The organism is Alitiscatomonas sp., from assembly GCF_037242085.1.
Lineage (GTDB): Bacteria > Bacillota > Clostridia > Lachnospirales > Lachnospiraceae > Alitiscatomonas > Alitiscatomonas aceti.
Genome location: NZ_JAXXBR010000059.1, coordinates 20,666 through 33,389 on the forward strand (window position 1 = coordinate 20,666; position 12,724 = coordinate 33,389).

Consider the following 12,724-nt stretch of genomic DNA (forward strand, 5'->3'; position numbering starts at 1 on the left):
GGGGTGCTGCCAGTCCCGTCCAGCTGCTGGAACGCGGTTAATTCCGGCGGGCATCCGGAGCACGTCCAGTCCCGGCGGGCTACTGGAACACGGTCGCTCCGGCGTACTGGTTGAACAGCTGCTTCACATAGACCACCTTCTGAAAATACTCCGCCGTCAAATCTCCACGATTTACTGCCTCCTGCAGTTCCGCTGTGGAATAGATCATGGCATCGGCAAAGGTATCGGCAAAGTCCTCAGTAAATGATGTTGCAGAATATCCGCTCTTGAAGCAGGGGGGGACACCTCCCTCCTGCATGGCAAGAGGTGCTCCGTCATAATAATAGTTGAGGTCATATGCGTGGCCGCTGTTCATTGCAGCAAAATCCTGGCGGAGTTTTTTTCCGGAGGCTTTATTCAAGGTTGATTCCATCGCGTGACCTAATTCATGAGCAGCTGTTGATAGGTAACCGCTGGTCTGGACTACGTTGGAATCAAACGAATAGGTTCCATCAACCCACCAGCCAGAATCTGTATTCCTTTCAGAGTCGATATAGATTGATTGAAATTTCAGTGGTTTTCCCGTGGCTGCCTGGGAGGCATCAGCAATGATCCGGATACTTCCTGCCGGACAGAGATCCAGGATTTCCTTCACTGTGCTCGCAAATTTATATCTCTCATCAACAGAAAATGCCTTTCTATGGGAAATAGAGACTCCATACTGTGTCTGGATTTCCGCCTCCAGCATGGCCAGCTGTTCTGCGATTTCCGCGTCGATGGCAGCCCTTGATTCCTCTGTGTATTCTCTTATACGTCCCTGGGGATCGCAGTACAGGGTGTAGGTGGAGAAGGTTCCATCAGAATTTTTATGATTATGTGTTACCAGTGCCACTTTCTGCTGCTTTGAGAACATCAGATAGATGACCTGGCCGTTATATTCATACAGGCCTGTGTTGTTTATAAAAATTGATCCTGACATTTGGGAGGCTCTTTCCTCCTGGTAGGGCTGGAGGAATCCGTCCTGGTATTGCGACTGGACTACGATCGGATAGCCTGTGGCACCATACTGAGGATCTTCCTTGAAAAGTTCCATACCTGTCTCTGCCCGGGCGGGCAGAACAGAAGCGTTAAAAAGCGAAGCTGCAAGAAATAAAGCCATCAGGCTTTTTCTTAAAAAGGATCTCTTTCTCATTTCATTTCTCCTTATATAAAATGCGGCTGGCCTGCGCTCCGGCGCGGCGGCAGGGACGATGCGGGTCTGCGGAAACAGTGTCGGACCGCAGAGACGATGCCGGACCGCAGAGACAGGGCCGGACCCTGCGGCCCAGCAGGTTTATCCTATACTATATTCCCAATGCTGATAAAGGGGCTGTATCACCGCTCCGGTACAGAGCGCTTCCATACAGCCCCTTCCATGGTTTTCCAGATATGTTCCGGCTCCGGGACTATGCGATGGTGGTGCCGCCCCGTCCGGCCAGGGCGTCTTTTGCCATATCCATGGAGGTGATGATGGCGTGGCGGCCCTTTCCTGCGTTTATGAAGTCGATGGAGGCCTCGATCTTAGGCAGCATGGAGCCTGCGGAGAACTGGCCTTCTTTTGCGTAGCGGTCTGCGTCGGCGGCAGTGACCTTGTCCAGATGGACCTCGTGATCCGTGCCGTAATTGAGGGAAACATTGTCAACGCCGGTCAGGAACATTAAAACGTCGGCGTCGGTTTCCTTTGCCAGGAGTCCTGCAGCCCGGTCTTTTTCGATGATGGCGCTGGCGCCCTTCAGGCTGGATCCCTGCTCCATAACAGGGATTCCGCCGCCGCCTGCGGCGATGACAAGCTGGTCTGCATCCAGAAGGGCCTTGATGGCGTCGATCTCCACGATGGCCACAGGTCTGGGAGCGGCCACGATCCGGCGGTAGCCGTTTTCTGTCTTAACGGTGAAATTGCCCTTTTCCTCTTCAGCCTTTGCCTCCTCGGCGGTCATGGTACGGCCCACCACCTTAAGGGGGGTGTAGGAGGATTCGTCATAGGGATCCACGGTCACCTGGGTCAGGATCGTGGATACGGGCTTGTAGATCCCGCGCTTGATGAGCTCTGTACGCAGGGCGTTCTGGAGGTCATATCCGATATATCCCTGGCTCATGGCAGAGCAGACAGACATGGGAGCCGGAGTGTATTCCTTATGCTCCCGGGCCAGTTCGTTCAGGGCTGTATGGATCATTCCCAGCTGGGGAGTATTTCCGTGGGTGATGGCCACCTGCCAGCCGTTCTGGATAAAATCTGCAATGGTCTTTGCGGCTTTGGCAACCGCTGCCTTCTGTTCCGGAAGATTGGTTCCCAGGGCGTCGTGGCCCAGGGCCAGTACAAGTCTCTTTTTTGCCATATGGATCAGTTCCTTTCACTGGATTGTTCTATTTCTCCTATCATATCACATTTTTTCGGCGGGTGGAAGGAAATTTTTGCAATTTTACCACAAGTATGCTATGATGATGGAAGATATGGCAAAATCTGACCTTAGGAGGAAGAAAAATTGAAGCTGTTATCAATCGCAATCCCATGCTATAACTCGGCAGCGTATATGGAAAACTGCATCCGGTCCCTTCTGCCTGGCGGTGACGAGGTGGAGATCCTCATTGTGGACGACGGATCCCAGAAGGATAATACGGGTGAGATCGCAGACCGGTATGAACGGGAATATCCGGGGATCTGCCGCGCCATCCATCAGGAAAACGGCGGTCATGGCGCAGCCGTAAACGCAGGCCTCCGGGAGGCCACAGGCATTTTCTTCAAGGTAGTGGACAGCGACGACTGGGTCAATAAGCAGGCGTATGTGCAGGTGTTAAATACGCTGCGCCGGTTCGTGTACGGAAAGGATACCCTGGATATGCTGATCACCAACTTTGTGTATGAGAAGCAGGGTGCGAAGCATAAAAAAGTAATGAACTACAACACAGCCCTTCCCAAAAACGAGGTGTTCACCTGGGATGATGTGAAGGTGTTCATTGCGGGCCAGTACATCCTGATGCATTCGGTCATTTACCGGACCGAGCTTTTAAGGGACTGCGGCCTGGAGCTTCCCATGCATACATTCTATGTGGACAATATCTTCGTTTACGAGCCCCTTCCCCATGTACGGAAGATGTACTATCTGGATGTGAATTTTTACCGGTATTTCATCGGCCGCTCGGACCAGTCGGTCAACGAGCAGGTGATGATCGGCCGCATCGACCAGCAGATCCGGGTGACAAAGCTGATGATGGGCTATTATGATGTGACGAAGCTTCAGAATAAGAAGCTGAGGCGGTATATGACAAGGTATCTGGAGATCATGATGGTGGTCAGCTCCATCCTGGCGATCCGGTCTGGGACCGATGAAAATATGGCGAAAAAGAAGGAACTCTGGGAGTATGTGAAGAAAACCAATCCCAGGCTGTACATACGGCTCCGGTTCGGCTTCCTGGGCCAGGGAATGAACCTTCCCGGCAAGGGAGGGAGACAGATCTCCATTGCCGGATATAAGATCGCACAGAAGTTTTTTGGATTTAACTGATCCCCGTCCCGCCGGACGGGAAGGAAAAAGAAAGGGCTGGGCGCAGTATTTAACTGCGGACCAGCCTTTTTAGATCTGTATAAAAATCAGGATAGGAAATGGAAACACAGTCGGCGTCCTGAAGCTCGGTGCTGCCTTCGGCGGCAAGGGCGGCGATGGCGAAGGTCATGGCGAGCCTGTGGTCCTTATGGGCGGAGATGGACGCGCCGTGGAGAGGACGGCCGCCGTCGATGATCATGCCGTCGTCGGTCTCAGTGACGTCGGCTCCCATGGCCTTTAGATTTTCTGCCACAAGGGCGATCCGGTTGGATTCCTTGACCTTTAATTCAGCGGCGTCTTTAATGACGGTGCGGCCCTGGGCAAAGCAGGCCATGAGGGCTACTGTGGGAAGCTCGTCGATCATGGCGGGAATGACGGAACCCTGGATCACCGTACCCTGGAGGCTGCTGGAGCGTACCAGCAGGTCGGCGGTGGGCTCAGAGCCGCTGTGGTCCTCGTTTATAAGGGTCAGGTCAGCTCCCATGGCCTTGCAGACCGTAAGAAGGCCGGCGCGGGTGGGATTGATCCCCACGTTTTTTATGAGCACCTCAGAGTTGGGGAGGATCATTCCGGCGGCGGCAAAGTACACGGCGGAGGAGATATCCCCGGGAACGGTGATCCGGTTCCCGTAAAGCTCCGGCGTCTGGCGGACCGTGGCGGTGGAGCCCTCGGTGCGGATATCCGCGCCAAAGAATTTCAGCATCAGCTCCGTATGGTTCCTGGAGATCTGGGGCTCTGTGACACGGGTCTCCCCTTCGGCATAAAGGCCGGCCAGGAGAATGGCCGACTTTACCTGGGCAGAGGCCACAGGAGAGTCGTAGCAGATCCCGGAAAGAGGTTTTCCGGTGATCTGGAGCGGCGCGCAGCCATTTCCATGGATGCTTTTTATATCTGCCCCCATCATGGAAAGGGGGGTGATGATCCGGCCCATGGGCCGCTTCTGGATGGAGGCGTCGCCGGTGAGAACGGCAGAAAAGCCCTGGGCTGCCAGGATCCCGGAAATGAGCCGGGTGGTGGTTCCGCTGTTTCCGCAGTCCAGGGGGGCTGAGGGAGCCGAAAGACCATGGAGGCCTTTGCCGTGGACCGTGACCACGCCGTTTTTGTTTTCAATGTCCACGCCCATATGGCGGAAGCAGGAGATGGTGGAGAGGCAGTCGGCCCCCTCCAGAAAGCCGTGGATCTCCGTGGTTCCTCTGGCGATGGAGCCCAGCATGACGCTGCGGTGGGAAATGGATTTATCACCGGGGACTGCAACGGAGCCCCGGATGCTTTTTGCGGGAGAGAGTTTCATGGAATGCCTCATTTCTATTTAATAAGCGTATAGTTGTATTTTTTCAGCAGCTCATAGGCCCTGGTTTCGGAGTCCTGGTTATAAAAGGAGATCCGGAGAGCGCCCTCGCCCTCTTCCCGGCTATGGTTGATGCCGATGTTCTTGATGTTGATGCCCTTGGAGGCCAGGAGCACGGCCAGAGTGGAAATGGAGCCAGGTTCGTCCACGATATCCACGGTAAAGGAATAATCCGGGGCCACGGGGCCGCGGCTGTGGCTGGAGAAGGTGTTGCGGTATGCGCCCGACTCTTCAAACAGCCGGTGGATGGAGCTTCCATCCCGGCGGTCCAGCTCCTCATATATGGTTTCAAGAGACTGGATGTACCGGCGCAGCAGTACCTTGATATTCTCCGTATTGGTCATGCAGATCTGCTCCCACATGACCGGGGAGGAGGAGGCGATCCTGGTAATGTCTTTAAAGCCTCCGGCGGCGATGGTCCGCATGAGCTCCTCCTCATTGTCATTATCCCTTACGAGATTCACCAGACTGGAGGCCACCAGATGGGGCAGATGGCTGACGGCGGCCACAGAAAAATCGTGCTGCCGGTAATCGGTGACCATGGGAATGGCTCCAATGGACAGGGCCACCCGCCGGATCCGTCCGATCTGCTCCGGGGTGCTCTTTTCTGTGGGCGTGATCATATAGTAGGCGTTTTCCAGGAGATGGTCTGTGGAGTTCTCATAGCCGGTCTTTTCTGATCCGGCCATGGGATGGCCGCCCACAAAGACCTCCTCCATACCCAGCCGCTTTACGGTCTCATGGATATCCGTTTTGGTGCTCCCCACGTCTGTGACCAGGGCACCGGGCTTTAAAAGCGGGCGGATCTGCTCCAGATAGGAAGCATTATATTCCACCGGGGTGCAGAGAAAGACCAGATCGCACCAGGAGATCTCCTCGCCGATGCCGTCCAGGATCACGTCCACGACGCCATCTCTTTTTGCCTGCTCCAGCTTATCCCGGCTCCTCATATATGCCATGATCCGCACGTCCCTGCGGCTTCTTTTTATTCCCCGGGCAATGGAACCGCCGATCAGTCCCAGCCCGATAAAACCGATGGTCAAATCTTTCATAATCAAGTCCTCCTGGAATTAAATTTTAAATCACCCCCTGGTAAATGTCAACAAAAAACTCAGCGCACTAAAGCGAAAAAGCCATTGAAGGGCTGGCTTTCTATTCCAGACCGGCCCGGAAAAGCTCCCAGGCGATCCGGGCGCTTTCCTCCAGCTCCTCCAGGCGGAAAAAGGCATCCATGACAGATTTTCCGGGAACGACCGGTCCATGATTTTTTAACAGGAAGCCGTCGGAAGCCCCCACCCGCTCCCGGAATGCCTGGAACAGTGCCTCGGAGCCGGGCTTTTCGTAGGGGACGAGTCTCACGGTTCCCAGCTTCATTTTCAGGTAAGGTGTATGATCCGGGATGCAGTCCTGGTCATTTTTCGCGGGAACGAAGCTCCAGAGGACGGAAAAGGTGCTGTGGGTATGGATCACGGCCCCGGTTTCAGAAGATTTTTCGTACAGTGCCAGATGCAGAGGCCATTCTTTGCTGGGCTTTTTTTCTGAAAGCACAGTGCCGTCCATGGAAAGCACAGCGAAATCCTCTTTTTTCATGGTCCCGAAGCAGGAGCCGGTGGCGCTGATATAGATCCTGTCCTTGTGGCGGAAGCTCATGTTGGCAGAGGAGCCGCTGGTCTTTCCCCGGTCAAAAAGGCTGCGGGCTGTCCAGACGGCGTCGGACAGCTTCTGGTCCAGAACGGGATCCGTGCCGCCGGTCATGGAAAGGGCACGGCCAAAGAAATCCTCCTGGCCAAAGTTGCCGCTTTTTAAAATCAGGCGGACACCGGGCTCCCTCGCCGGAACCATGATGGGAACGCCGGGAGCCACGCTTTCTCCAATCAGATAGGAAGAAAAGCCGAGGGCTCTGGTGACGGCGCCGGAGGTCTCGCCTCCGGCCGAGATGATCCTGGTATAGCCGGCTTTTACTGCCTTTACAGCCAGCCGGGCGGCAGCGTCCTCCAGAAGGGAGGCGACTTTTTCAGCGCCCAGGGACTGGAATTCCTTTACCTTTTCCGGTGTATCGGAGCTATAAACCAGAACGGCGTCAGAACTGTTTTCATGCTCCTGGATGAACTTCCAGGCATCATCCACGGTCTGTCTTCCCTCCAGCAGTGCTTTGGGATCCAGTTTATAGGAGGGCTTTTTCTGGGCTTCGTACCAGGCGATCTGTCCCAGGGTCGCCTGGGAGCAGCTTCCGGCCAGCAGGAGCGCTTTTCCGGAGACGAGGCTTTCCGGGATTTTTGCAGCGCCTCCCAGCTCCTGGGACCAGAGTCTTGCCAGAGGCTCCAGGAGTCCGCTTCCTCCCGTGAGAAGGGGGAGGGACTTAAAGGCTGCGGCGATGGCGCGGCCATCTTCGGTGGTTTTATAATCGGGAATGATATAGAACCTTCTGGCACCGGCCTTTTCTGCCGCTTTTTCCAGGGAAAATGAAGATGGATCCTCCATCGGGATACAGGGCCACTGGCTCTGGGGTTCCATGAGCCGGCTGATGCTGCTGTCCCACATGGGGGTCAGCGGATGGTTTTTCATATGGCTTTCATGAAGGGGAACGCCATTCACCATCAGATGTCCGTGCTCCACGGTGCGGCCATTGACGGGAAGAGCGGGGCAGAGAATGGTACAGGGCACGTCCATAAGATCCATAAGTGCGTCGGCCACGGGCCCAATGTTGCCTTTCGGGGTGGAATCGAAGGTGGAACAATACTTGAAATAGAGCTGCCGTGCACCCTGGTTAAGAAGAAACCTGGCTGCCCGCAGGCTGTCATCCACTGCCTGTGCCGTTTCCTGTGTCCTGGATTTTAAAGCAATGACAATGGCCTGGGCGCTGTCCCCGTCTTCCGGGCGTTCCGGGATCCCGTTATAGAGGCGGACGCTCATGCCGCCTTTTACAAGAAATGAAGCGGCGTCGCTGGCGCCGGTAAAATCATCTGCAATACATCCGAATACTGCCATATCTGTTTCCTCCTATATCTGCGCCTCCAGAGAGGGGAATTGCCTCCTCCGGCGGCGTTTTGGTACATTTACTGTTGCTGTACATATAATAGCAAATTTTGTGCCAGACGGAAACCGGGGAAATCCGCCGCGTCCCACCGCTCCCCTGGTTGACGGGGCGCATCATGATGCAGTATACTTGAAACAATGCAACGAAAATGCAATCAAGTGTGCAACATAAAATTCAGGAGGAACCCATGATAAGATTATTAGTGATCGTTCCGTATCCGGAGCTGAAGGAGATCGTAGACTACGTGCTTGCGCATCACCCGGAAAGAGAGCGCCTGGACGCGGATGTCCAGGTGATGACAGTGGAGGATACGCCGGATGTGCCGGCAGACGAATACGATGCCATCATTGCCCGGGGCTATTCAGCCCAGAAGACCATTGCCCGATATAAGAACATACCCACCATCTGTCTGGATATTTCCGGTTATGATATGCTGCGGGCGGTGATCGAGTGCCAAAAGCTCTTTCATCCCGGAAAGATCGCCATCTGTGGCTTTGAGAGCCGGCTGTTTGAGGCTGAGGAGATCTGCCGTATGGTGGGGGTCAATGCGGCGGTGTTTGCTCCGGTGCTTCATGACGATCTGGAAAAGACCATGGAAAGGATCCTGGCTTCGGGCTGCGACGCTGTGGTCGGGGGATATTCGGCCTGTATCCTGGCAGAGCACAAAGGAATCCCGTCGGTGGTCATAAAAACTGGCCAGGATACGGTGGCCCGGGCTGTGGATGAGGCGGTGCGCACGGTGGACCGGATCCGCGGCGAACGGGTGATCTCCCAGATGTATAAGACGATCATTTATTCCTCTGAGGACGGTCTTTTGTACGTGGATAGGAACGGAGTGATCCGGGTCAGAAACCGGGTGGTGCGGCAGATGAATGGAGATGTGAGCCTCATGGACCGGAAGCTGAAGACCGTTCTTCCCTATCTTTATAAGGATTTTGAGACGGTCATGACGGGAGGCCTGGAACAGAGCGGGCGGATCCTCACCATACCGGGAACGAAGACCAGGGTGTCGGTGAGCTGCCGTCCGGTGATCGCCAACAAGGAAATATCTGGAGCAGTGATCTGCCTTTCGGATATCACCCTGATCCAGAATCTGGAGAGCCAGATCAGGAGAAAGCTCAGCGAGCGGGGGCTGAAGGCCAGATACACCTTTGACGACATCCTCCACGAGAGCGGGACCATGAAGGAGACCATAGAGACGGCCCGGCGGTACGCGGCAACGGATTCCAACGTGATCATCGTGGGTGAAACCGGAACGGGAAAGGAGCTGTTTGCTCAGAGCATCCATAACAGCAGCCGCAGGAAAAACGGCCCCTTTGTAGCCATCAACTGTGCGGCCCTGCCGGAAAATCTGCTGGAAAGCGAGCTGTTCGGCTATGTGGAGGGAGCCTTTACAGGCACCAGCAGGGGAGGAAAAATGGGGCTGTTTGAGCAGGCCCATGGAGGCACCCTGTTTCTGGATGAGGTGGAGGAGATCTCTCTTTCCACCCAGAGCAAGCTCCTGAGGACTCTTCAGGAAAAGCAGGTGCGCCGCATTGGGGATAATAAGGTCATCGATATCGATGTGCGGATCCTGTCAGCTACCAACAAGAGCATCACAAGGCTGTCGGAGGAGGGAGGATTCCGGAAGGATCTGATGTACCGGCTGGATGTGCTGCGGCTGTTTCTGCCGCCTTTAAGGCAGAGGGAGCGGGATGTGGAATTTCTGTTCTGCCATCTGCTGGGGAAGCTTTGCCAGGATATGGGCGTGAAGGCTCCGGTGACGGAGCCGGAGGCCCTGGAGCTGCTGTACCAGTATCCTTTTATGGGAAACATACGGGAGCTTGGGAATATTGCAGAGAGGGCCCTGGTGCTTGGGGACGGAAGTATACTGACAAAAGAGGACCTGAGCCGCGCCCTGTATCCCAGGGACCTGGAGGAGGCCGGCATGGAAGAAAGGAAAACGGAAACAAAGGAGAGCGGAACTGCATGCACGGCGTTTCCGGCAGATCCCTTAAGGCCCGAGCGGGAGCGGATCCTGGAGGCCCTGGAACGATGCGGAGGGAGCCGCGTCCGGGCTGCCGGGCTTCTGGGAATGGACCGCTCCACCCTGTGGAGAAAAATGAAAAAATATAATCTATGATCCCGGTCTGAAACAATCTGGATGGTGCAGCGATGAAACACGATGCAAATGATGCATCGCAACATATTTGCAACTAAATTTTATTGAATATGCACATAAAAAGGAAAAACAGCATGAAAAGACCATGCAGGACACACAAGGAAAATACTGACACAAAAAGAAAATCTGCGCAGGACGATCCGTTTGGCATAAAGGTTGCTTTTTAACATGGATATCTGAAAAATACAAAAGGGGGTTTGACTTATGTCAACATCGTACGTACTGATCGTATTTGCTCTGGTGATCGTCTTGATGATCGTGCTGATCTCCAAGTGCAAAGTCAACGCCGCCATGGGAATCCTTCTGTCGGCATTTATTCTGGCCATTGCCCTGGGGACACCCTGGCAGGACATCGAGGGGACCATCAACAGCGGTTTCTCCAGTACCATTAAAAGTGTGGCCATCGTGATCTTTTTGGGCTGTACCATGGGAACCGTGCTGGAAAAGACAGGAGCGGCCATCCGGATCACCAAATGGGCCATTGGCCTTGTGGGTGAAAAGCACATGATCTGGGCCATTGCCCTGAGCTCTGCCATCCTGGGTATCCCCATCTGGGCCGATACAGTGGTGATCCTTCTGATCCCCATCGTGTCCATGCTGGCAGTCCAGACGAAGAAATCCATGATGAGCTACGGCACGGCTCTTTATCTTGGAGCCCTGGTCACAGCGTCTCTTGTACCGCCTACACCGGGGCCGGTGTCTGCTGCGGCCCTGCTGAACGTGCCGCTGGGCCAGGCCATCCTCTGGGGAGCCATCGTTGCGGTTCCCAGCGTGATCGCGGCGACCTTCTATTGTATGTCCTTAAAAACACCGGTGGCTCCCAAGGAGGAATTCCTGGCAGCTGCCAGGGAGACGGAGCACATGGAGCTTCCGTCCCTGTCCAGATCCCTGCTCCCGATCCTGTTCCCGCTGGCTCTGATCTTTGTGAATACAGCGGCCTCTGTTCTGGTTCCCGATACGCAGATCGCCAATTTCTGCGCATTCATCGGAAGTCCTCTGGCTGCTCTCTTCACTGGCTGTATCCTTTCCCTTCTGTTGACCGGTAAGGATTGGAAGAGCAAAAAGGTGCTGAACGACTGGGTCAACGACGGGATCAATGCCGCGGCCATGCCCATTGTGGTAACAGGCATGGGCGGAGCCCTGGCTACCTTTGTTAAGAACGCGGGCGTTGCTGAAAAGATTGCGGAAGTCATTGCCCAGTCCGCGTTTCCGGCGATCCTGATCCCTATTATCATCGCAGCCATCATCCATGTGGTGACTGGCTCCAACTCTCTGGGCGTTATGACGGCGGCAGCCTTGGTGGAGCCCATGCTGGCAACCCTGGGGATCTCTCCGGTGGCGGCCTTCCTGGCCTGCGGTACCGGTGCGCTGATGTTTAAGCATGCCAATTCCTCCGGCTTCTGGGTAACGGTTTCCATGTCCAATATGGATGTGAACCAGGGAATCCGCGCCGTGGGCGGCGCATCCACTGTGGCCGGCTTTGTGGGAGCCGCAGTGACCTGCCTGCTGGTGGCCCTTCATGTGATCTGATGTGCCGGGGGCAGGGCGCGGGAGGAAGCCGCAGCAGCGGCCGGCCCGCGTCTGCTCCCGAAGGGGCGCAGTCCTGGAGAGACTGCAGAAAGGAAGCAGAAATGGAAAAATTTATCACAAGAGCAGCCAGGCTCAATAAAGCCTATGATATCGAGCTGATCGAGCGGGAACTGGAATGCGGAGAGGACGATATTATCGTAAAGAACCATATGATGGGGATCTGCGGATCGGATAAGAGCTTTTACAGAGGCTTCCTTCCGCCCCAGACGGCGGAGTTCCGCCAACCGCCGGAGTTTCCCTTTCTTCTGGGCCATGAGAGCGGCGGGACGGTGGCAGCCGTAGGAAGCCGCGTCAGTGACTACAAGGTGGGAGACAAGGTCATGGCCTTTGGATGGAATAATAACTTTGCGGATTATTTTAAGGCAAAAAGCTTCCAGCTCCAGCCGGTTCCCGAGGGATTGGATATGGATATCGCTGCCCTGGGTGAGCCCACGGCCTGCGCCATGTTCTCCGGACTTCATACCGGCGTCCAGCTGGGCGATACGGTGGTGGTCATGGGAGGCGGCTACGCGGGACAGATCATTGCCCAGTGTTCCCGGCTGAAGGGCGCTTACCAGGTGATCGTGGTGGATGTGCTGGATGGAAAGCTGGATCTGGCAAAATCCCTGGGAGCTGATGTGGTCATCAATTCCAGAGAAGAGGACCCGGTGGCAAAGGTGAAGGCACTGACCGGAGGACGAGGAGCCGACGTGGTGGTGGAGGCCGCCGGAACGGCAGAATCCTTCAATGCCGCCAGCGCCATGATCCGCCACAATGGAAAGTTTGTTTTTTACAGCTGGGTGACCACTCCGGTGAATTTAAATATCAGCCGGTGGCATGACGACGGCCTGGAATTTGTCAATACCTGTCTGGTGCATCATACCTGGCAGGAGCGGTATGTATGGGTGCCCGATACCCTGCGGCCTATTATCCAGGGCAGTGTAAAGATCCATCCGCTGATCACCAATGAATTCCGGCTGGAGAATATCCGGGCCGGCTTTGACCTGGCAGATAAGGACGATGCGGCCATTAAGATCGTATTCCGTCCA

At 55.2% G+C, this 12,724-nt stretch carries 9 protein-coding genes and 1 pseudogene; 4 read left to right on the top strand and 6 right to left on the bottom strand.

Features of this window, described 5'->3' with window-relative positions:
• Positions 1–79: 79 nt before the first annotated feature.
• The gene (locus tag WIH05_RS04505) at positions 80–1,171 is read right to left on the bottom strand and encodes a hypothetical protein (RefSeq protein ID WP_022274632.1); all 1,092 of its coding nucleotides are present in this window, start codon (positions 1,169–1,171) and stop codon (positions 80–82) included.
• A 253-nt stretch (positions 1,172–1,424) separates the two neighbouring features.
• A complete protein-coding gene (gene arcC, locus WIH05_RS04510) occupies positions 1,425–2,354 on the bottom strand; it encodes a carbamate kinase (RefSeq protein ID WP_158357021.1) in 930 nt (309 codons plus the stop codon).
• Between the two features lie 147 nt (positions 2,355–2,501).
• Between arcC and WIH05_RS04515 the strand changes: the two genes are divergently transcribed.
• Positions 2,502–3,521 carry a glycosyltransferase family 2 protein gene (locus WIH05_RS04515; protein WP_022274635.1) on the top strand — a complete coding sequence of 340 codons (1,020 nt, stop codon included), beginning with the start codon at positions 2,502–2,504 and terminating at the stop codon, positions 3,519–3,521.
• A 49-nt stretch (positions 3,522–3,570) separates the two neighbouring features.
• On the opposite strand, the gene aroA is transcribed toward WIH05_RS04515, so the two are convergent.
• The 4 genes and pseudogenes from aroA to otnK form a co-directional block, all read right to left on the bottom strand.
• A complete protein-coding gene (gene aroA / locus WIH05_RS04520; RefSeq protein WP_337425040.1) occupies positions 3,571–4,851 on the bottom strand; it encodes a 3-phosphoshikimate 1-carboxyvinyltransferase in 1,281 nt (426 codons plus the stop codon).
• A 14-nt stretch (positions 4,852–4,865) separates the two neighbouring features.
• On the bottom strand, positions 4,866–5,960 hold the full coding sequence (locus WIH05_RS04525) for a prephenate dehydrogenase (protein ID WP_022274637.1): 1,095 nt from the start codon (positions 5,958–5,960) through the stop codon (positions 4,866–4,868).
• Positions 5,961–6,060: 100 nt separating this feature from the next.
• Entirely contained in the window at positions 6,061–6,663 is a 603-nt protein-coding gene (locus WIH05_RS04530) for a class II aldolase/adducin family protein (RefSeq protein ID WP_337425041.1), read from the bottom strand.
• A pseudogene (gene otnK / locus WIH05_RS04535) lies at positions 6,658–7,896 on the bottom strand (3-oxo-tetronate kinase); the annotation flags it as partial. The pseudogene otnK and the gene WIH05_RS04530, both read right to left, overlap by 6 nt.
• A gap of 236 nt (positions 7,897–8,132) precedes the next feature.
• Here otnK and WIH05_RS04540 point away from each other — a divergent pair.
• From WIH05_RS04540 to WIH05_RS04550, 3 genes are all read left to right on the top strand, one after another.
• Positions 8,133–10,067: a sigma 54-interacting transcriptional regulator gene (locus WIH05_RS04540; protein WP_022274639.1), complete on the top strand. Its 1,935-nt coding sequence runs from the start codon at positions 8,133–8,135 to the stop codon at positions 10,065–10,067.
• A gap of 243 nt (positions 10,068–10,310) precedes the next feature.
• Entirely contained in the window at positions 10,311–11,636 is a 1,326-nt protein-coding gene (locus WIH05_RS04545) for a GntP family permease (RefSeq protein WP_022274640.1), read from the top strand.
• 101 nt (positions 11,637–11,737) lie between these two features.
• Positions 11,738–12,724, top strand: a 987-nt coding sequence (locus WIH05_RS04550; protein ID WP_215653542.1) for a zinc-binding dehydrogenase, incomplete at its 3' end; no start/stop codon positions are given.